The organism is Plantactinospora sp. DSM 117369 (assembly GCF_053764795.1).
In genome coordinates this window covers 2,451,865-2,471,976 of record NZ_CM132446.1, presented here as the reverse complement: position 1 = coordinate 2,471,976, position 20,112 = coordinate 2,451,865, and the positions used below count along the sequence as shown (strand labels likewise).

Below are 20,112 nucleotides of genomic sequence, written 5' to 3'. Positions count from 1 at the left end.
GCGGCGTCGATGGTGTGGTTAGTCGGTTATCTGGTGAGTCTGCAGTTCACTGTCGGCGCCTCGGTGTCCGGGCGGCTCTGCATCGGCGTGATCTCGCTGATCGTCCTGCTCATGGTGGCCAGCTTTCTCCGGTACGCGTTGCAGCGGTTTCAGGTTGATGTCGACCGGGACGGCTGGACGGTGCGGATCGGCCGGTACCGACGTGACCTGCGATGGGCCAAGATCTCAGCGGTGGTGATCGAGAACCGGGAGATCGAGGGGCGAGGTCACCGCCGGACCGTTCCCGCGCTCTACCTGGTACCAGACCCGGGCGTCAGCCTGGACACTCCGAGTGACCTGCAGGCCACCGTGGACGGACGGCCGGCGGTACGGCTGTTCGACCTGGCCGACCTGAAGATCGAGGAGAAGCAGTTCGTCCGCGACCTGGCGAGTCTGGCCGGGGACCGCCTCGAGGTTCGAGTCCACCGCCTCAACCTGATGCTGCTGAGCGAGGACGCCCGGCAACGGCTGAAGGGCGGGAAAGCTCTCCCCGCCTTCCCGCCTGGCGCGGAGGGCGTGCGGACGCAGCGCTGGCTGAACCGGGGACGCTTCCTGCTGTTCGTCGGCTGGTACCTGTTCGCCGTTGTCCCCGCGCTGCTGCTCACCGTCTTCGCGGCCGGGTTGCACGAGCTGCTCGGCGCCGCGGTCGCGGTAACGGGCCTGCTCGCGGTCGTCGCCGCGTACGCCCAGTTCGTCACGCTGTTCAGCCATGCCACCGACCTCGTCGACACCGAGGTAGCGATCGCCGGCACGGAACTCGTTCAAGTGATCGGCGACCGCACCCACCGCTACGACATGCACGGCGGCAAAGCCGTGGTGCTGCCACCGGGGACGAGACGAGGCTACGGCAAGGCGTGGCTGCTCGGGTTCCCGCACGCCGTGGTGCTGCTCGGCGATCCGCGGACCGGACGGCTTCGCGACCATGCCGACCTGCACGCCCTGTCGGCAGTGCTGCGCGAGTCGCCACATGAGGCCGACTGGGCCGCCGCCCGAGAAATCGACAGCCTCGCCCTGCAGTCCCAGGTCGGCGACCCGACGGAGCCAGCCGGTGCCGAAAACGCCCGACTGTGGATTTCGCTGACCAAAGCCGGCCGCATCCTGGCCTGGGCCGTCGTCGTGGGCTCCGTCCTGCTGGCTGGCGGCTGGATGCTGGAGAGTACCCACTACCTGGGGGGCGCGGTCATCCTCATCTGTGTGCCTCTGGCCACCGTGTGGGCGTTGTACGCGCTGTACCGGATACTCGCGCTGCTCGGCGCGGCGTGGCAAGCGGTCCGGAAACACCACTAACCAGCTTCAAACGCCCACAGCCGCAGTACCTCGGCGAGGAGGAGTTCCTCTTTCGTACTCTTGATCACGCTGGCGGGCGTTGTACCCGCAACCGCCCGTCGGCTCGCCACGCCAGAAGCAGCAGCCAGCGCCGCGGCCACCCGGCGCCGCGCCTTATCGGCGACAGATCCGGATACGCGTGGGGGGGCACGGACCCAGCAGTCCGGGTCATGCCGGCCCCGCCGCGGCGATCGGTCGGTTGGACACCGCGCTATGAGGAGGTCTGACGCTGGACGAAGAGGTCTGCCTCCAGTAGCCGGCCTGAGAGCCGGGCCGGCGTCGTGGATTTCATCGGGAGTCATTCGTGGCACGATTTCGTGGGCTTCATGGATGCCGTCGCCGCTGCCGACGTTGAGCATGGCCAGATACCAGCGAAGTGCCTGCACAAGGTCGACCGGTCCGCCGAATCCGTCGCGGTACCAGCAGGCCGCCGCGAACATGCTGGCCTTGTCCCCGGCCTCGGCGCCCCGCACGTACCACCGCAGCGCTTCCTCGTCGAGATCACGCTCGCTGAGTCGATCACCGAGCCGTGCGTACGCCTCGGTGACCCCGGCCTCGGCGGCCTGGCGTAGCCAGCGCACCGCATCGTCAGATCCGCCCGCCAGCACACCGAGGTTGAACGCGGCAAGCGCGTCTCCCGACTGCGCGGCGGCCCGATAGAGCCCGGCTGCCCGGGTGTCGTCCCGGGTTGTGCCGATACCGTGCTGAAGCAGATAGGCGAGCGTGCGCGCAGCGACCGGATCACCGTCGTCCGCCGACACCGTCAGCAGTCGCACACCTCCGGCCGGATCCGCGAGATGGAAGGCGCGGATCACGCCGAGCATCGTTCGGGCCCGGCGGTTCACCGACGCCGGCATGCGCAGTTTCGGCGCGAGCAGGGCCAGTTCCTTCCTTGCCGCCTCGATGCCCGCCTTGGCGGCTTCCAGGTACCAGGATGCGGCCTCCGGCAGGTCCACCTTGTGGTAGGCGAAGAGTGTGCCCAGATCGTGTAGCGCCTGCACCTCCCCGACGCTTGCCGCCATCCGCCAGTGACGCTCCGCCTCGTCCTGGTCCGCTGGTACGCCCTGACCGGTGGCGTACATCAGACCGACCATTCGACGAGCGGGCGCGTGACCCCACTCGGCCGAACGCTGGTACCACCGCAACGCCGCCGTCTGGTCCTGGTCGACACCCCGACCAGTGGCATACAGGACCGCGAGGTTGTGAGCCGCCTCGGCATTGCCCAACTCGGCCGCACGCTCGTACCACCCACAGGCCCGTACAGGATCTGCCGCCTCGCCCTGACCGCCGCTGGCCAACTGCCCCAACAGCAGCAACGCTCGCCCATCCGGCCCGGCCAACTCCAACTGCTCACGGGCCTCCTCGAACGCGCCGCGCTGCACGGCGAGGAGACCACGGTCGTACGCCTGCAATGCCACGCCGAGCAGTGTAGAGAGGCCACAGACCGGCAACCGGAATAGTGCATTGACCTCCAGCCGAACCTGTGACGCACCTGCGAAGGTCAGCCTCAGCGGCCCGCGTTGCCTGCTCGACCGACACCTACCCGCGGCGGCGGTTGCTGATGCCGACCGACACGCAAGACTGGCCACGAGGCGCGACGGCTCCCGGCAGAGTGCCGCACACGGACGGCGGCATGAGCGGATGTCCGTCGGCAGCATCTCGGCCCAGGCGTCCTTTTTTGCCGACTACTGTCAATGAACCTGCAGCTCGTCGTATGGCATACCGTCCCACAGCGTGTAGGCGCGCTGCCGAACGACGGCGAGTACGGGCCTGGTTAGGAGGACGTCGCCAGCCCGTTGCACTCGACGAATGACGAGCCCTCACTCGTCGGCTCCGATGTCGCCTTCGGGAAATACTTCGGGCTCATTCCACGGGTGAGCATGAGTTCACGGAGTTCCGCGTCAAGCTGTGATGGGACACGGCCCACCAGCGGGATCCCGTCCAGCGAGACCTGCGGCCCGCAGAGGGCGTCGGCCACGACGCAGACGAGCCCTTCCGAATCGCCGAAATACGCCGTTACGGGACGGCGGTACGATGGGGTACCCGCAGTGCGGAACCCAGCACGCTGGTCGCCCTCGAAGGCGGAGCGGTGTGCCGGAATGACGGTTACAGTCCACTCGTCGAGGGCCGCTGCCGCCTGCTCGAAGCTCATTCCGAACCGCAGCGGGCCTACCCCGACCAGAGGCTGATAGACCCACTGGTGACGATCGCTCTCGGCCAAGACTTCCCACGGTATCGTGGCTCCCCCACGACGGTTCCCACCACCGCCCGATGTCGCCACCGGCCGACCAGCGCATGCCGGACGGCGTATCCAACCCGCAAGAGTGGGCTGCTCGCGTCGTCGGACAACGCGCGCTCATCGACGCGAGCGTACGTTCGGCAACTGGACGATGGCGTACGGAGAGTAACGGGGCGCCGGGTCCAGCGCGCCCGCTCGGCGGCAATTGCGGATACCCAACTCAGACGCGAAGCGGTCGAGACACCCCGCAAGGGTGTGTGTATCTGGCGCTGATGAGCCATGACCCACTGGCAAGGATCGCAGGAGATGGATCATGCGCGTGGATCCGGTGTATTGCGCGCATATCGAAATTCGCTTACGCCACCGCAACAGTCATTCGTCTTCGGTGGAGGCATGGACCACAGAGCATCACTGTCAACACCAGGTTTGTCCACCGGGAAAGGACTGTGATCATGGACTCCGACTCGGTAGGTGGCATCGACCGGCGGCGGCTGGTCACCTGGGGCGGGCTGGCTGCGGCCAGCGTGGTGGCGGCCAGCGCGCCGCTGGTCGGTGCCAGGACCGCCCACGCCCACTCGGACCCCACCGGCTCGTCCGAGCGCGACCGGATCCCGCCGGACACCCGGCCCGGCGGCGCCTACGACCGGTACGTGGCGCAGCTCGCCGCCGAGGGCAAGTTCTCCGGTGTAGTGCTGCTGTCGCACCGAGGCCGGACGGTGCTGTCCCGCAGCTACGGCATGGCCGACAAGGAAAAGGGGATCCGCAACCACGAGGGCATCGCGTTCAATCTCTCCTCGGCCAGCCAGCCCTTCCTGTCGGTGGCCATCTTGCAGTTGCTGCAGCAGGGCAGGCTGACGCTATCGGACCCGGTGGGCAAACACCTGACCGGCTTCGCCACGGACATCGCCGAACAGGTGACCATCCACCACCTGCTCACCAGCACCACCGGGCTGGACGCGCCGATGCCGGACTGGCAACGCATCTTCCACAGCCGGGAGGAGGTGCACGAGCACTACCAGCGGTGGACCCGGCAGGCGACGCTGGTGGGCGTCCCCGGCGCGGGGTCCAACGGCCACCGTCCCGGCGCCGGGGTCGGCCTGGCCATGGCCGCGCAGATCGTGGAGGCCGTGTCCGGCATGACGTTCTGGGACTACGTGCACGAGCATGTCTTCCGGCGCTGCGGCATGAAAAGCTCGGCGTTCTACACCAGGCAGCAGTGGCTCACCGACGAGCACATCGCGCACCCGTACATGCTGCAGGCCGACGGCAGCCTGGTTGACGCCGTCCGCAACCTGGACAAGGGCAGCGTGGACTCGAACACACAGGGCAGGAATCCAGGTCGTGGCTTCATCGGTTACGCCTCGGGCGACGGCTTCGCCACCGCGCCGGACCTGGTCCGGTTCGCGGAAGCGCTGCGCAACGGCACGGTGCTGGACCGGCCCTACGCCGATCTGTTCACCGGGGCCAAGCTCCCCGGCGGAGACCCCACGTCGTTCCACGGGTACACGATGCCGCTCAGCATCACCAACGGCCAGTGGGTATTCGGGCGCGGCGGCGGGGGCCCCGGCATCGGCGCCAACTGGAGCATCTACCCAGACACCGGTTGGGTGGGCGTCGCCCTCAGCAACGACGACAACGTGCAGATACAGGACCTCCTCCTGCAGCAGGAGGCTGCCATCACCGGCGCGCCAGTCAACCCGCCCCCAGGCGGCGGCGGCTGACGCGCGGCGGGCCGACACGAGGAGAAGGAGTCTCCTGACGTTCTCGTGAGTGGGTTCACGCCCTGCCTGGTGGTTGGTGGCTATGCTCCACCCGCGGCGGAGCATAGCCACCATCATGCAGTAGCCCTACTCCGTTTTGAGGTCCATTGCAGGCGTATTGCTGAAGATCACTTGGGAATGGGAATGTGGACGCACGCGTTCGCCTGGCGCCAGCTGGCATAGAAGAATGGCACAGACCGGCGCACTAACATCGGCAAATCCGGACGTCGATCGCTACGGGAGACCGGTCACGGAGCGGACGTCGAGAGTGGTGGTGGCACAGGCCGGGGTTGAACACGTACAGGACTTGTCCACCGCAGAACCGTTGTGCCTGCCAGACCTCGCGGCCGTCGAGGCGGCGAGCCGGGTCGGCGCCAGCGGGTGTACCGGGTGCGAGTCGGAGCGGGGTCGGCAGGTCGGAGATCGGTGCATATCCGTCGACGTGCGCGGCCCTGGTCCCGTCGACCAGCAGCCCATGGAGCCCCGCGCCCGGAGGGAGACCGTGGTGGTTACGCCCGCACGTGGTGTGAGTCGGTCGTCGTAGCAGGCGAGTTCGTGCCGGGACAGCTGACTCGGTCCGAACAGGGCTTGTCGAAGTACTCCGCCCAGCTTCGGCCCGTCGGCGGTTCAGATCTACGCGTTCGGCCAGCGACCGCGCATCCGGGCGGCGACCAGCGGTAGCCTGCCCGCCGGGCAGCGGGTGCACGAACGACGGCTCCACGCAGCGTCGAGCACGATCTGCCGGACGCCACTGGCGGTGGCAACGAGCCGGGGGCCGTACCGGCGTCGCTCACCATACGCGCACCACACCGCCAACAGGCCACCGTCGGACCCGGCCCGACCTCGTCCCGGTTCAGACACCGGCGCAGCACACCCCGCTCGTCGTAACGGCTGGACCGGCAACTGAGCAGTGCAAGCCGCCGCGGGAGGTCGGCGTCGTCCCCTGCACCTCGTCCGACACCACCGTCACACGCGGCTCACTCCGGCCGAACGGCCCGACCATGCCTTCACGGCACCCGGTTGAGGCAACTTCCCCCGTACCGCATCATCTATCGCCTGGACCCGCCGCCGGATCGCCGTAGATGATCATGTGCTCCCGGTTTGGTCCCACGGTAAGGAACAATAATAAAATGGCTCGTTACCGATGATCCGGTAACGAGCCATTTGACCTGCTTATATAGCTGGTGGGCGATACTGGGTTTGAACCAGTGACCTCTTCCGTGTCAAGGAACACCCAGCAGGGCCCCGACCAGCGACGACGCAAGGGCGGCAGGTCGGCGCGGAGCCGGTACTCGCAGGTCCCGCCGGTTGAGCGCGGTTCAGCGCCGCTGGGAGCGTCCTCGCGGTTCGGAGGGCGTTGCGACCGGCCTTGATGGGGCCGATGTTCGTTGTAGTGCCTGACGTACTCGTCCCACACGGCATGCAGGTGCCGCGGGTTGTCGATAAGCATCCGGTCCAGGTACTCCCGGCGTACCGTGCGTACCCACCGTTCGGCGTGGGCGTTGGCCCTGGCCGCGCCGGGCGGGCTACGCAGGACTTCGATCCCTTCAGTAGTGAACACGTGGTCGAACACGGCGGTGTACCTGCTGTCGCGGTCCCGGATCAGGAACCTGAACCGGCCCACCCGCTCCCCGAGGTCCATCATGAGGTTGCGGGCCTGCTGGGCCACCCACACCCCGGTCGGGTTCGTGGTCGCGCCGAGGATGCGGACCCGCCGGGTGGCGATCTCGATCAGGAACAGCACGTAGGCCCACTGCGGCGGGGCAGCAGCCGCGACAACGCCGACAACACCGCCCTGTCCCCCGGTTCAAGATCCGGACGGCTGACCTGCCGGCGCAGGACCGCGACCTGGTGACGCAGCACGAGGATCTCGACTTCTATGGACCGCTCGCCACACAGACCGACCACGATCAACTGCAACACCTGACACAGGAACAGGTACCCACACGAGAGGATCAGGGTCGCCAGCCTGGCCATCAACGCCCACCCGACGTCGCACAAACCCGCACGTCAAGGCCCCGCGACCGAGTTTCCGAACGGTACAGGGGTTGGCTCTCCGCAATGCGATGATGTGACTGTCAGCGATAGATGGCCATTGTCAACGGATCATGACCATTCAACATTCGGCTACGCATACGGTTGATTGATCGAGGCTGAGCACGATAGCTGGCCGCATGATCCTGATGAGTGTGGCTGTGATGGTCAGCGGTTGGTGGCGCCTGCCAGTTCAACGACCTGCTCGTCCAGGCCGCAGGCGCCGCGACCAATGTGCGCAGGTAGCCGGTCAGGCACGGCCAGCCGACGTGCCGGCCGTCCCCGCCCCGAGTTGAGCGTGCGTCTAATTTTGAGCCGACTGGCCGGTCATCGGGGTCAGCACCAGATGGACCGTTCGACCAAACTTGGCGCGGCCCAGACGATGCAGCAGTGGAACGAACACGCCTTGCAGCACCGGATACTTGCGCCGCAGCAGCCGGCCCGCATGGCGGAACTCGGCGCCGTCGAGGAAACCGGCCTGCATCCGGACGGCCGGTCCGGTCACCTTGCCTGACCCGGTACTTGGAGCGATCTCGACGAGCGGGTTGTTCCGGATCCGTTTGATCTTGCCGCCGGCGCCGGGGCTGCGTACGTAGGCGCGGTCGCCGTCAACCACCACGCTCACCGGGGCGCCGACCGCCCTGCCGTCACGGCGGTAGCTGGTCAACAGGATCGTCTTCTGACGGACGAATGGGGCCAGCGCCGGGACCGCGGCAGTCGTGGTCACCGTACCGGCGACCCAGCCGAGCCGGCGCATCCGCAACACGAGAGCCGCGAGCACGAGCACCGATCCCAGCGCCAGGATCCACGGGTCGCGGCCGCGGCCGCCGACGTCGAGATCGGCGACGTGGTTGATGGTGTGGGCCGTGTTGCCCACGAAGAAGCCAGCCAGGGTCACCGCCGCCGCATCGGTCCAGGGCACCGCCAGCAGCAGCGTCGTGCCGATGCCGAGATTGAACGCGCCGAGATCGTGTCCGAAGTGCTGGTGGGGCTCGAAGCCGGCGAACTCGGCGAACGAGTCCGGCCAGGCCAGCAGCCACACGCCGGCGACGAACGTCAGTACTCCGGCAGCGACCTGGACCGCGGTGGTGAAGATGCCGGACGGCTCCACGGTCGCGGTCGTGCTGACCCGATCTGGCGAATCCATGCTTGTCGCCTCCTCACTTCGCGCGCTACCCGCATCGGCGGCTGCCAAACAACCGGAATCGGGCTACCGCAACGGGCGGATGGTGCGGTCCTTTCAGGATGGACGATCCAGTGCGGGCGATTGTGACGGCCGCCCGGTCCGATCCGTCGACCGCTGCCGCCGCAGCCGGGTCTGTTGCCTTGGACGAGGCATGTTCGATCGCCTGCGTGATCGTTGTGGTCAGCTGAACCGGTGAGGTCGCCGTCTCGTTCCCGATCTTGGTCTCCGCCGTCGGTGTTTGCTGGGTTCCGGTTCCCGCCCGAGGTCATCATTCTCGCGGTTCGGTGGTACCTGCGCTTCAACCTCTCCTACCGCGACGTCGAAGAGCGGTTGGCAGAGCGGGGCGTTGAGGTGGACCACGTGACCGTGTACCGCTGGGTGCAGCGATTCACACCGCTGCTGGCCGACGCCGCCCGGTTCCACCGGCACGCGCCTGGTGACCGGTGGTGCGTCGACGAGACCTACGTAAAGGTCAATGGCGTGTGGCGGTACGTCTACCGGGCGGTCGACCAGCATGGCCAGGTTATCGATGTCCTCGTGTCGGACCGCCGGGATGCCACTGCGGCTCGACGGTTCTTCCAGCGGGCGCTGCGGATGCTGAAGGTGACGCCCGCCGAGGTGGTCACCGACGCCTCGCCGGTCTACCCGGCGGTCCTCGACGACCTCGTCCCGTCGGCCCGGCACCACGTCGAGCGGTACGCCAACAATCCGATCGAGGCCGATAGGCAGCTCAAGCACCGGTTACGACCGATGCGCGGGTTACGGACCGACCAGACCACGCAGGTGGTCATCGCCGGACACGCGTTTATGCAGAACGTGCGACGCGGACACTACGAACTCGGACACGAGGCGCCACCGGCGCTCCGCATCGCCGCAGCGTTCACCGAACTCGCCCGAGCGATCTGATTCCCAACCAGCAGACGAGGTTCGACCTGTCTACCGACTCGAGAACCCAACAGCGCCGGCGGCGTTGACACGGTCAAGGTGTGCCGTGCCAAAAGCTGGCTCGGAACGATCCTTGTCGGACGCATCAGCGGGGCGCCGTCGAGCATCTGTAGGAAGCGGACCGATTCCTCGGTTCGCGAATCTTCCTAACCCACTCGCTGTACCGGTCGTCAAAGAGCCAGGGAGGCACTTATGACCAAGCGATCATCCCTCCGGAACCGAGCTACGATCTGCGGGGTTGTCACCGCGCTCGCCACGTCGCTCGCACTGCTCGGCGCCGCTCCCGCACGAGCCGACGGCGGTGCCGATGAGAGCCGGCGAGCGCCGGCTCCGGTGGCGGCGGCCGACGCCTGCACGGTCACCAACATCTCCACCGACATCCTTTACGTCCACGCTCAGCCAAGCACCAGCAGCGCCGCGTGGGGCTACCTCTGGCCCGGACCGGGTAGCGGTTCGTCGGCGCCCTGCTACGGCGACTTCTTCCAGGGCGCCGTAGGCACCCCGCACACCCTCTGCGGTGGTGGTGACTTCTACGCCGCGGTCTACTTCTTCGGCGTACTGGGCTGGGTCCCCTACAGCTGCATCAGCGTCAGCTGACCGCTGCTCTCGCACGCCCGGTGTGCCCGCCGTTGGTGGGCACACCGGGACGTTCCAGGAAAGCAGAGATGACCGATCAATCTGTCCGGTTGTACATCTGTCGGCGGCGGTAGACATCGGTTGTTGCGGGGTGCTGGTCAGCGGCCGTGAGACACCGCCGGCCCCTCGTTCCTCGTACCCATGCGGCAGGAACACGGCCTCGGCGACACTGGCCACCTCGACTTCTTCCGCGCCTGGGACTGCGGTCCCTAACCCCTGACCGGACCCACCTCGCTCCTCATGGTCCCCCCGTCGCCGACATCCTGCAGCACCTGCGGTGCCGTCAGCGCGGTGGGTCCGTGTCGTTCGCGGGAGGCCCGGTCAGTTCGCGACGGTTGGCCGGAAGGAATAGCGTCCGGTACCTGAGGTGTCGGACCAGACCACCAGCAGGTAGCGCTTCCCTCGTTCAAGGGTCGCCAGATCGGTGCCCCAGCAAAGGTTGTGCGGGGTGTAGACGTGTGGTGACGGCGTATCGTCCGCCACCGCGACCGAGAACTCGCACCCCTCCGGCTCGGAGAGACGTAGCCGGCCGGACTGCGCTGCTGGCCTCGGCAGCCCTGCGGTACTGGGAGGCGAGCCAGTCGTCGGCCAAATGCAGATAGATACGGGTGGACTCGATCGAGGCGTGTCCGGCCTGGGCCTGCACGGCTTCCAGCGCCATGCCCGCTTCCCGCAGTCGGGTCAGGCAGGTATGCCGGAGTTGGTGGCAGGTCGCCTGTGTCAGACCGGCACGGGACCGGGCGGAATCGAGGATCTGGTCCAGTCCGGCCGGCGACAGCGGCATCCCCCGACGGGATCCCTTCAGCACCACGAACACCCGGTCGGTGACCGTGTCGGCGGGCCGTTCGAGGTGCAGGTAGGCGGCCAGGGATGCGAAGAACCGGCCCGAGACCGGGATCAACCGCTGGTGCCCGCCCTTGCCCTCGGCGATGAACACCCGCCGGCCGGCGACCTGCAGGTCCTCCAGTCGCAGGCCGAGGACCTCGCAACGGCGCAGCCCGCCGAGCACCATCGCCTCGGCCATCGCCCGGTCCCGATGCGTGCGCAACGCCGCCAGCAGGGCGTCCACCTGCACCGGGGACAGCACCCTCGGCAGGGTCCGTGGGGTACGTACCAGCGGCACGCCCTGACGGGGACGCCGCCGCTCCCGCCGAGTCGGTCCCCGGGCCTGCAGGAACGCGAAGAACCCGGACACGCTCGACAATCGACGGCGGACCGTCCGCGCCGACAACCCCGCCGAACGATCAGTCACATCCTGCAACCGGCCGCCCGGACGGCCAGTGTGCTGCGCGGTCACGAACCCCAGCACGTCCGCCGCAACGACCTCGGCCGGCGGCTTACCGACCACGGTGAAGAACACCTTCAGGTCGTACGCCACCGCCGCGACCGTGTTCGGCCGAGACCGTACCGCCAGGAACTCCAGATACGCATCCAGCAACGCCACACCGAACCGGACGACAAGATCGCCGCCCGCGTTCCGGGACCGCCGCAGACACAACTCACCCCACGACATACAGGAGCCTCTCTGTCTGACCCACCGGCATCAGCCCTCACTGGGTCAACGAGGATTACCTGCATATCAAGCAGTTCCGGACGTTGAGGGGCACGGCGAGCCGGCAACGGGGCGTGACGGCTCCCATGTGGGTGGTTCGCAAGTCAGTGCGCTGCGACGGCGTCACTCTGCCGCCGCGCCGATCGATGGTGATGATGATGTGCTGTACTGCCAGGCATGAGGCAGCGGGCAGGTTTGGTCATCGGTGTGGTGGTGCTGCTCGTCGGGATAGGTGGTCTGGCCGGCTGGCGGTCGTGGCGCAGCCTGCCGCCGTACGGGCCGGAGGTGTTGGCCGCGACCGCGACCCTGAATCTGGTCGACCAGGCCACCGCGGACGCCGCGTTCAGCCCGAGCAACGTGGAGCGGGCAGGCGACGGCGACCGGACCTTCCTCGGCCGGGTGGCCTGGGAACGTCCGCCCGATTCTCAGGTTGACGTCTCGTTCCGGATCGTGGTGCTGGACAAGCGTACCGGCCGTATGCCCGGCTTCATCACCGTGACGTCGGCGCGGCCGGACGATGTCGGCGCCGGCTCGGACGGGGCCTTGGACCGCGCCGAGGAGCGCTATCCCTGGCTACAGGGCATCGGTGCGCGCAAGGTCGACGGCGGGTTCTTGACCATCGGCAGTGCCGTCACGGTGTACTCGGTCGACGCGTCACCGGTCACCTTCGTCCTCGTCCTGCATCACCGATGCCGCTGCCGGAGGCGATGATTCGTCGGGCGAAGTGGTCGCCAGCGGCGGAATACACCCGGCCCCAAGCCGGTGGATTTCCCGGCCCGGACCTCCTTCTTCGGGTCGGCCATGCCGTGGCCGCCCGTCAGCCGCCACCGCCGCCGTTGCCGGGTGAAGCCCCGGTGATGGCCTGCGTCTGCTGTCCGGTGATCTCCTGCAGCGGTATGTCGTCGTAGTTGCTGAGGACGACGCCGACCCACCCGGTGTCCGGGTAGATGCTGTAGTAGGTGGAGCTGCCGGGGTGGGGGCCGCCGCGCCCGATCTCCCACTGGCCTTCGACGATGTGGGCTGTCGGCCCGTAGGTGGTGAACCCCGGGGAGCCTCGGAAGTTGGGGGCCTTGACCGAGGTGTACACGTCGGCCCAGGCCGGGTCGAGCACGGTGCCGTCGTACAACGCTTCCGCGAACCGGACCATGTCCGGTGCGGTAATGAACCCGCCGTCTGGGACGAAGTTGCGGGCATTGTTCTGGCCCGCCATGCCCGGGTGCGGGCTGTCCTTGTCCAGATTGCGGGCGGCGTCCACCCGGCTGCCGTCGGCCTGTTTCATGTACGAGTGCGCGATGTGTTCGTCGGCCAGCCACTGCGGCCTGGTGTAGTACGCCGAGCCGGTCATGCCGCAGCGTGCGAAGACATGCTCGTGCACGTAGTCCCAGAACGTCATGCCGGTAACCGCCTCGACGATCTGCACGACGACATCCGAACCCCAACCGGGTTTGTTCGAACCCGCGCCGGGCGCGGCCACCAGCTTCGCCTGCCGGGTGTACTGCTGGTAGTAGTCTTGCTGCTCCTCCTTGCGGTGGAAGATGCGTTGGTAGTCGTGCTCCGGGAACGACAACCCGGAGGTACCGATGAGCAGGTGGTGGATGCGTACCTGCTCAGCGATCTCCGTGGCGAAACCGGTCAGGTAGGTGCCCACCGTGTCCCACAGCTTCACCTTGCCCTGCTGCGCGAGCTGCACAATGGACAGGCTGACGAACGGCCCGCCGTAGAGGTTGAACGCGACACCTTCGTGGTTACGGATCCTCTTCTCCGTGTCGGCCATGCCGTAGCTGCGCGACAGCACCGTCCGGCCGCGATGCGACAGCATCACCACTCCGGAGAACTTGTCCTCGGCGGCCAGCTTCGCGATGTACCGGTCGTAGGCGCCGCCGGGACGGGTGTCCGGCGGGATGTCGGCGTCGGTTGGGGCGGTGTCGGCCCGGCCGGGCCCGGCGCCCACCAGCGGCCCGGCCGCCATGCCAGCGGCCGCCACCCCGCCCCACCCGAGCAGCCGCCGGCGGTCGATACCACGTACCGAATCCGAATCCACAATCACGTCCTTTCTTGATCGACAATCTGACCGTTGATGTGCTGTGGTCCCCGCCTGCACTGAACCCGGAAGACCGTTACGGTGGCGTATGCGATTTTCGATATGCCCGCGACACACCCGATCTGGTATAGACACGTCGGCGATGTACCGCCAGCCAGCCGACCGCCCCGTCCGGCCGCGTCACCGCCTCCGTCTGTGCCCCACACCGGCAGCCGAACTTCGCGTGCTGGTCGGCCTCGTCGGGCGGTATGAGGTGCGGGTCGGTGACAGGGCGGTCCGGGTCGGCGGACGTCCGGCCAGAGTAGCTAGCGGTAGTTGGGGTGCTGGGTGGTTCGTGCGGTGTGTCCGCCGGCTGCGGCTCCGTTGGAGGATTACGCGGCCTGTTTCGACGAGTTGTTCTCCCGGCTGGCCCAGCGGCGCGGGTTTCGTGAATATCTGACCGGGCTGCTCGCACCCGGTGATCGGAACAAGACCTTGACCGGTCTTGCCGGGGCAGAGCCGGTCGCCGGCGCGCAGCATGCTGCGGTGCAACGGTTGCAGTACTTCCCGTCGCAGTCCACATGGGACGCGGCGGAGGTCAACCGGCGGCGGCTGGAGTTGCTGGTGAATGCTCCGGCCACCGCGCCGCACGCCCGTGGCGTGATCGCAATCGACGATTCCGGCGACCGTAAGGATGGCACCGCGACGGCACACGTCGGGCGGCAGTGGCTGGGCCGTTGCGGCAAGGCCGACAACGGGATCGTCACCGTGACCACGGTGTGGGCCGACGAGCGTGTCTACTATCCGTTGCACGCGCAGCCGTACACCCCGGCCTCCCATTTCCCTCGCAACCAGGCCGACCCCGAGTTCCGGACCAAGTTGCAGATCGCCGCCGACCTGATCGCCAAAGCGCTCGCCGCCGGCGTGACCTGCCGGGCAGTAGTGGCGGACAGCTTCTACGGCGAGCACGACGACCTGCGTGGTGCGCTCCGCCAGAGCGGGCTGGGTTTCGTCATGGCCCTCAAGCCGTCGAGGGGCACCTGGCAGTACGGTGCCGAGGCATACACGCCGAAAGACGCCGCCCGCGCCGTGCCCTGGGGCGGCCCGGACGATCCCGGCGGCTCCAAGTTCTTCACCACCACCGAGTACGCACCCCGACTGCACGACCGGCTCTGCCTGGAGCAACGACTTGCCGATGATGCAACCCAGCGTGGCTGGCCACGCGAGGTCGAACGGCACAACGCCACGCCTGCCACCGGGCGGGGTCTACGCTGTGGCCTACGGCCACCACGGAATCTGAAGTTGTCCTCACACTGCATGATCACGCGGCGGCCGCCCTCGTACGCGGACGGCTCACCGAGCAGGACCGCGAACATCGCCGTACTACGCTGCGACAGTGACCGAACCGAACGGCCTCTAAAGACCCCTGACCGGGTTCTCGCTGGTTAGGGCCTTTCGTGCTGCTCATCAAGGGTGCCCGCGGCAGGATTCGAACCTGCGCCCCGCCTCCGAGGGCCCGTACCTGTCCGACAGCGCCAAACCCGTGACTGCGCGAACTTACCGCGGGTCCCTCTCCTCCTCCTGCGTTGCATGAGGCGCACCAGCTTCGATCAACACTTGGCAGCACGCTCTACAATGTCCCGCAGCAAAGTTCCGATACCGGTCTAGGAGGTCATGTGCGCAGCAAGAAACCACTCCCGCTAGCGATTGCAACGATCGCTACCCTTCTGACGCTTGTCGGTTGTGGCAACAAGAGCGGAGAGCAGACCTATAGCGACAAGCTGCGGAGTGCCGGCTTCGACGCTGTCGCAATCGATCGTGACGTAGAGAAGTCCGGCAAGAAGAAGAAGCTCGTCGCTTACGACCTCGATTGGACTGTCAACCTTGACCAGGACTCCGTTAGCTGCACGGTAGAGCTGGAACACCCGGCAACGTCATCCGGTGCTCTTAAAGGCGACCATTGGCACATCGATGAGGTTAACGGCAGCGATATCAGCGGCTGGGGAGCCGAGAGTCCCGATGCTGAGGCGGTCCGTCGGTTACTCCGCCAACACGGTTACGACTGCTAACTCGGTTTTTATCCTGCGGCGGCTGATTGGCAACCCCGCTGATCATGGACGCGGCCCCTGGTTGATCGTTCTTCTGGTCTAGCTACGAGGCCGCCACGGCGCCATGGCGGGAATTGACCAAACGTGCTCTTCTCGGCACGTGCGTGCACAAGCGGCCGGTCCATGCAGGCGGCGGACGTCTACGGAGGGTGACAAGGGTTACAACCCGGCGCCCGCTCGGCGGCAGATCCGGATGGCAGGTGGGGCAGTGCGCCGTGCGCAATCGCGACTTTGCAGGACGGCGTCGCTGGCGGTCGGTGACCTGGCCTCAGTGAGGTCCAGGGCAGCTGCACCGCAGTCCGGGCTCGAGTTCGTCGGCGCGTTCGTGCCGGATGGCGTGTGCCCGATCGTCGACCTGTCGCAGCTGGCCGGCGGTCAGACGGCGGGCGTTCCAGATCAGTGCGGCGGCCTCGGCTGCGTCCGGGTGGACCGGCGGGCCGGCACTCGTCAGGTCGATGCCGGTCAGCGCGCTGAGGTCGCGCGATGAGATGTCGAGGAAGGCGGCGAACCCGGCCAGCAGTTCGGGTGTCAGGGCCTTCTTGCCGTGCCCGATCATGCCGATCGTAGACGCCGACAGCATGTCGCCGCGGCCCAGGCCGAACAGGTACCGAGCGGAACCGATCCAATTGAGGTTGCGGTTGTGCAGCAGGCGCAGTACCACGCCGCCAGCGCTGCTCGGGTACTGCTGATATGACGGCATCGGTGGCCGCGATCCCTGCGGACGGGGCTGCTGCGGCAGAGATTGGACGAGCTGGCGCAGCTCCGGTACAGCACGTGGCAGATACGTTAGTGACCATCCCAGCGAGCCGATGACGCTGGCGGCGGTCGCGTCCAGTGGGGCGAGGTCGTCGGGTACCTGCTGACCGGCGATGACGAACAGGTCGCTTTGATGCAGGTCCAGGGTAGGCGCGAGCCGGCGCAGCAGTAACGGGTCAGGCTCGCCGCCGTCGAGCACCGACGTGATCGCGGCTTCAGCGACGGTTGCCTGTCGGGCTAGCGAGCCGACGTCGACGCCACGCACCTCGGCCAGCCGCATCAACTGCATGCCAAATGTCGGCCACGTCCTCACCGTCCCACCCTACGGACCACCGCCACCCCACGAAAGCCGATGGCCCTGCGCGCTGATCGCGGGGAAGAGTGAAGCGGAACGCGGCGCACACTCGCGAAGTCGGCGATCCGCCCTGGGCCACCAGGGCGCTTCAGCGCTTTGATGACATGCTCTGGCCGGTAGTGTTCTCAACTTACATCGTGATCGAGGAGGAGGTCTGGATCGGCAGCACGCCGTCGTGCCCCCCGGCGTTCGCATCGGGTACGGCGCCGTCGTCGGTGCAGGCAGCGTCGTCACTCACGACATCCCGGCCATCACCGTCGCCGTTGGAGTACCCTGCCGAGTCGTCCGACGCATCACGGACGACGACCTCCGCATCCGGGGACTGTACATAGCTCCTCTGTCAAGCCCTGGGTGTGCAGTCTGTGTGTAGGGCTTGGTAGACGACGTCGGACAGGCGTCGTTTCAGTACACGGAGGGCTTCAAGGCCGCCGTCGCCGGCATTTCGGCGGCGGGCGAGGAGGTCTTTGGCGGGTTGGTGGCAGCGGGCCTGGGTCATCGCGATGCGGTGCAGAGCGGCGTTGAGCTGGCGGTTGCCGGTTCGGCTGAGTCGGTGGCGGGCTCTATTGGATGACCATACCGGTAGCGGTGCGGTGCCGTTGTGGCGTGCGTAGGCGGCCGCGGAACGGAATCGGGTGATGCCTGCGGTCTCGCCGAGGATCTTCGCGGCGGTCAGGGCGCCGCAGCCGGGCACGGCGATGAGCGCTGGCGCGAGTTCTTCGGCCAGCTGGCGGATTTCGGTCTCGATCGTGTTGATCTCTTCGGTGAGGTGCTTGCACCGTTGGGTGATCGCGGTGGCGAGGTGGGCGACGACGCCGGGCAGTTGCGTCAGCCGGTACAGGACGTGGTCCAGGTTGCTGACGCGGTCGAGCGATCGCGCTGGTGGGTCCCATTCCGGGTCGAGTTCGTGCAGGTGCCAGCGGAGCCGGTTGACCGCGCGGGTGCGTTCGGCGATGAGGTCTTCGCGGTGGTCGATCAGCAGGCGCAGGTCGCGGTCGGGACCATCGAGGTGGGCGGTGGGCAGGTCGTCCTCGCGCAGCGCAGCGCGGGCGACGGCCAGGGCGTCGATCGGGTCTGACTTGCCGTAGGTGCGGGCGGCGTCGCGGGCGTTGGCCATGAGCTTGGGTGGCACCCGCACGATGCGTTCACCGGCGGCGAGCAGGTCGCGTTCGAGGCGGCGAGTCATGTTGCGGCAGTCCTCCACCGCCCAGACACGGTCCTTGCCGTGCCCGGCCGCCCAGCGCAGCAGCGACAGGTGGTCCTTGCTGGTTGTTTCGCACGTCTTCGTGGCGAGTTTCCGCCCATTGCCGTCGATGATGACAGCGGTGTGGGTGCGCTTGTGCGCGTCGATGCCGATGACGACCATAAGAGTCGTGTCTCCTTGACCGAGGGGGCGCGGGACCGGTCGGTGGGCATATCCCAGTCGGGCGCTGGCACGCTCCTCTCAAGCCATGCCGGCCGGTCCTCGATGTCCGGCGGGCCGCAATATTTACACCAGCCACGCAGGCATCTAACGGCAGAGCGAGCCCGCCGGACTGATCAAGAGTGACACTGGAAATAACGGCCCTGTCTCACATTCGGTGGTGACGGAGGGTGTTGTTATCCGAGGAGGATGCGGTGGCGAAGTAGGGTGAAGCCCGCTCGTCCGTGCATTTGGCGTGCGATCCGTTTGGTCTTGGTGTTGACGCCTTCGGTGGGGCCGTTGCTGTAGGGAAGCGTGAGCGCGGCGTTAACGGCGTCGCGGTCGCGTTCCAGGCCGCGGGTGAAGGCGTGCAGATGAGGTAGGTCGGCCGCGTGGGCCTGGACGATCCAGAGCGAGAGCCGGTCGGCGTTTCTCGGCTGAGGGGTCAGGAGTTCGGCGAAGCCGCCGACTACGGAGGCCAGTTGGGTCATCTCGGGGCAGGCTGCGGTGAGCCGTGCCAGTAGATCTCGATGCTCGGGCTTGAGGTTGTCGGGTCTGGTGAGGATCATTCGGGCGAGCCGGCGCGGGGAGATGTAGCCTGCGGTCGACGTCCGCGCGGCCTTGGTTGATGTACTTGTGCAGGAGGTTGAGGCAGCCGGTGAAGCCGAGGGCCTTGATCTCTTCGAAGAGGTGCTTGATGGGGACGCCGGGGTCCTCGGCTCGACGTTTACGCAGGTGTTCGCGGTATGGGTCGACGAGGCTGGCACGGTATTTGGGGACGCGGAGCATCCGTTCGGGCCGGTCGGCTCGGGCGTAGCGTTTGACGGTGTTCAGGGCCAGTTGTAGACGGCGGGCGGATTCGAGCAGGCCGACGCCCTGGTCGAGCAGGTCATGGACGTGGTGCCAGCGTTCCAGGGTCGTCCGCGCGCGGGGCCCGTCATACAGGGGTGCGTCCAGTACGGGGGCCCAGCAGGTGCTGTGCGCCTTCACCTCGCTGAGGGCGGCTTCGCATAGGTTGTGCCATAGGTGCCACCTGTCCGCGACCTGCACCGCGTTGGGCAGGGCGCGGCGGATGGCCTCGGCGTAGGTGGCCGAGCCGTCGCGGCACACGACCTCGACGCCGGGATGCTCGCGCAGCCACGCTTGCAGGGTGTCGGCGGTGCGGTCGGGCAGTACCTCGATCCGCTCATGGGTCTCGGCGTCGATCACCACGGTGGCGTAGCGGTCCCGCCGGCGCAGAGCGAAATCGTCAACGCCGATCACACGGGGCGTCCGCCCGGTGGGCAACGGGATGCGCAGCAGGGCGCGCAGGGCCGTGTGACGGGACAGGCCCATGGCCAGTATCGCCAGCAAACGCGACCCTGCCCGGCCCGCTAACTCCTTGACGACGGCTTTGACCTGCCTGGACAGGCGGGCCGTGCGGCGCTGGTATCGCTCCAGCACCCCAGGACCTGTTCCCGGAAGGTGTGGCGGCAGCCGCGCGTGGGGCACACCAGACGCCGCACCCGCACGCGGACCACCACCCGGCGTCCGTCGACCGGAACGTCCGCCACCGTCCGCCAGTGATAGCCGTGGACCCGTCCCGACGAGGCCCCGCACACCGGGCAGACCGCGGTGTCCCGCGGCGTCCGGGCCCGCACCACGATCCGCTCACCCTCGTCGACCACGTCCTCGATGACCAGCGGGGATAGCCCCGAGAACACCGTCTGTACAAGTCTGTTGAGGTCCTCCACATAGGAATCAACGACCCCTGCCAC

The 20,112-nt window shown here is 67.5% G+C and carries 16 protein-coding genes and 1 pseudogene; 7 read left to right on the top strand and 10 right to left on the bottom strand.

The genetic code is table 11. The features are described from left to right. Positions 1–33 precede the first annotated feature (33 nt). On the top strand, positions 34–1,326 hold the full coding sequence (locus ACSMXO_RS11025; protein ID WP_455417606.1) for a hypothetical protein: 1,293 nt from the start codon (positions 34–36) through the stop codon (positions 1,324–1,326). Here ACSMXO_RS11025 and ACSMXO_RS11020 read toward each other — a convergent pair. Both ACSMXO_RS11020 and ACSMXO_RS11015 read right to left on the bottom strand, forming a co-directional pair. Then, positions 1,323–2,783, bottom strand: coding sequence for a tetratricopeptide repeat protein (locus ACSMXO_RS11020; RefSeq protein ID WP_455417605.1), 1,461 nt, complete (start codon positions 2,781–2,783; stop codon positions 1,323–1,325). The two genes, ACSMXO_RS11025 and ACSMXO_RS11020, sit on opposite strands and share 4 nt — an antisense overlap. 356 nt (positions 2,784–3,139) lie before the next feature. Next, positions 3,140–3,586 carry a hypothetical protein gene (locus ACSMXO_RS11015; protein ID WP_455417604.1) on the bottom strand — a complete coding sequence of 149 codons (447 nt, stop codon included), beginning with the start codon at positions 3,584–3,586 and terminating at the stop codon, positions 3,140–3,142. Positions 3,587–4,056: 470 nt separating this feature from the next. Between ACSMXO_RS11015 and ACSMXO_RS11010 the strand changes: the two genes are divergently transcribed. Then, on the top strand, positions 4,057–5,325 hold the full coding sequence (locus ACSMXO_RS11010; RefSeq protein WP_455417603.1) for a serine hydrolase domain-containing protein: 1,269 nt from the start codon (positions 4,057–4,059) through the stop codon (positions 5,323–5,325). 1,177 nt (positions 5,326–6,502) lie between these two features. On the opposite strand, the gene ACSMXO_RS11005 is transcribed toward ACSMXO_RS11010, so the two are convergent. The 3 genes from ACSMXO_RS11005 to ACSMXO_RS10995 all read right to left on the bottom strand — a co-directional run bounded on the left by ACSMXO_RS11005 (position 6,503) and on the right by ACSMXO_RS10995 (position 8,509). Further along, on the bottom strand, positions 6,503–7,108 hold the full coding sequence (locus ACSMXO_RS11005; protein ID WP_455417602.1) for an integrase core domain-containing protein: 606 nt from the start codon (positions 7,106–7,108) through the stop codon (positions 6,503–6,505). Next, a complete protein-coding gene (locus ACSMXO_RS11000) occupies positions 7,096–7,341 on the bottom strand; it encodes a hypothetical protein (RefSeq protein WP_455417601.1) in 246 nt (81 codons plus the stop codon). The genes ACSMXO_RS11005 and ACSMXO_RS11000 overlap by 13 nt, the downstream gene beginning before the upstream one ends. Positions 7,342–7,702: 361 nt before the next feature. Next, positions 7,703–8,509: a PPOX class F420-dependent oxidoreductase gene (locus ACSMXO_RS10995; RefSeq protein ID WP_455417600.1), complete on the bottom strand. Its 807-nt coding sequence runs from the start codon at positions 8,507–8,509 to the stop codon at positions 7,703–7,705. 267 nt (positions 8,510–8,776) lie between these two features. Here ACSMXO_RS10995 and ACSMXO_RS10990 point away from each other — a divergent pair, with 267 nt between their 5' ends. Together ACSMXO_RS10990 and ACSMXO_RS10985 are read left to right on the top strand one after the other, a co-directional pair. Continuing rightward, positions 8,777–9,490, top strand: a complete 714-nt coding sequence (locus ACSMXO_RS10990; protein WP_455417599.1) for an IS6 family transposase — start codon at positions 8,777–8,779, stop codon at positions 9,488–9,490. Positions 9,491–9,721: 231 nt separating this feature from the next. Then, on the top strand, positions 9,722–10,126 hold the full coding sequence (locus tag ACSMXO_RS10985; RefSeq protein WP_455417598.1) for a hypothetical protein: 405 nt from the start codon (positions 9,722–9,724) through the stop codon (positions 10,124–10,126). 445 nt (positions 10,127–10,571) lie between these two features. On the opposite strand, the gene ACSMXO_RS10980 is transcribed toward ACSMXO_RS10985, so the two are convergent. Further along, on the bottom strand, positions 10,572–11,603 hold the full coding sequence (locus ACSMXO_RS10980; protein WP_455417597.1) for a tyrosine-type recombinase/integrase: 1,032 nt from the start codon (positions 11,601–11,603) through the stop codon (positions 10,572–10,574). 291 nt (positions 11,604–11,894) lie between these two features. On the opposite strand from ACSMXO_RS10980, the gene ACSMXO_RS10975 reads away from it, so the two are divergent. Next, positions 11,895–12,428, top strand: a complete 534-nt coding sequence (locus ACSMXO_RS10975; protein WP_455417596.1) for a hypothetical protein — start codon at positions 11,895–11,897, stop codon at positions 12,426–12,428. A gap of 106 nt (positions 12,429–12,534) precedes the next feature. On the opposite strand, the gene ACSMXO_RS10970 is transcribed toward ACSMXO_RS10975, so the two are convergent. Continuing rightward, complete coding sequence (locus ACSMXO_RS10970; protein WP_455417595.1) at positions 12,535–13,893, bottom strand: serine hydrolase domain-containing protein; 1,359 nt, start codon at positions 13,891–13,893, stop codon at positions 12,535–12,537. A gap of 228 nt (positions 13,894–14,121) precedes the next feature. On the opposite strand from ACSMXO_RS10970, the gene ACSMXO_RS10965 reads away from it, so the two are divergent. Continuing rightward, on the top strand, positions 14,122–15,186 hold the full coding sequence (locus ACSMXO_RS10965; protein WP_455417594.1) for an IS701 family transposase: 1,065 nt from the start codon (positions 14,122–14,124) through the stop codon (positions 15,184–15,186). A 227-nt stretch (positions 15,187–15,413) separates the two neighbouring features. Beyond that, positions 15,414–15,806: a hypothetical protein gene (locus tag ACSMXO_RS10960; protein ID WP_455417593.1), complete on the top strand. Its 393-nt coding sequence runs from the start codon at positions 15,414–15,416 to the stop codon at positions 15,804–15,806. Positions 15,807–16,113: 307 nt separating this feature from the next. On the opposite strand, the gene ACSMXO_RS10955 is transcribed toward ACSMXO_RS10960, so the two are convergent. From ACSMXO_RS10955 to ACSMXO_RS10945, 3 genes and pseudogenes are all read right to left on the bottom strand, one after another. After that, positions 16,114–16,881 (bottom strand): XRE family transcriptional regulator, encoded by a 768-nt coding sequence (locus ACSMXO_RS10955; protein ID WP_455417592.1) that lies wholly within the window; start codon positions 16,879–16,881, stop codon positions 16,114–16,116. A 415-nt stretch (positions 16,882–17,296) separates the two neighbouring features. Continuing rightward, on the bottom strand, positions 17,297–18,319 hold the full coding sequence (locus ACSMXO_RS10950; RefSeq protein ID WP_455414638.1) for an IS110 family RNA-guided transposase: 1,023 nt from the start codon (positions 18,317–18,319) through the stop codon (positions 17,297–17,299). 233 nt (positions 18,320–18,552) lie between these two features. Next, positions 18,553–20,088 (bottom strand): annotated as a pseudogene (locus ACSMXO_RS10945) (ISL3 family transposase). Between the last annotated feature and the right edge of the window lie 24 nt (positions 20,089–20,112).

What these genes read in the sequence shown, in the direction of transcription:
- ACSMXO_RS11010 (WP_455417603.1), top strand. Translation starts at nt 4,057, where the DNA reads ATGGACTCCGACTCGGTAGGTGGCATCGACCGGCGGCGGCTGGTCACC.
- ACSMXO_RS11000 (WP_455417601.1), bottom strand. Translation starts at nt 7,341, where the DNA reads ATGGCCAGGCTGGCGACCCTGATCCTCTCGTGTGGGTACCTGTTCCTG.
- ACSMXO_RS10985 (WP_455417598.1), top strand. Translation starts at nt 9,722, where the DNA reads ATGACCAAGCGATCATCCCTCCGGAACCGAGCTACGATCTGCGGGGTT.
- ACSMXO_RS10975 (WP_455417596.1), top strand. Translation starts at nt 11,895, where the DNA reads ATGAGGCAGCGGGCAGGTTTGGTCATCGGTGTGGTGGTGCTGCTCGTC.
- ACSMXO_RS10955 (WP_455417592.1), bottom strand. Translation starts at nt 16,881, where the DNA reads ATGCGGCTGGCCGAGGTGCGTGGCGTCGACGTCGGCTCGCTAGCCCGA.
- ACSMXO_RS10950 (WP_455414638.1), bottom strand. Translation starts at nt 18,319, where the DNA reads ATGGTCGTCATCGGCATCGACGCGCACAAGCGCACCCACACCGCTGTC.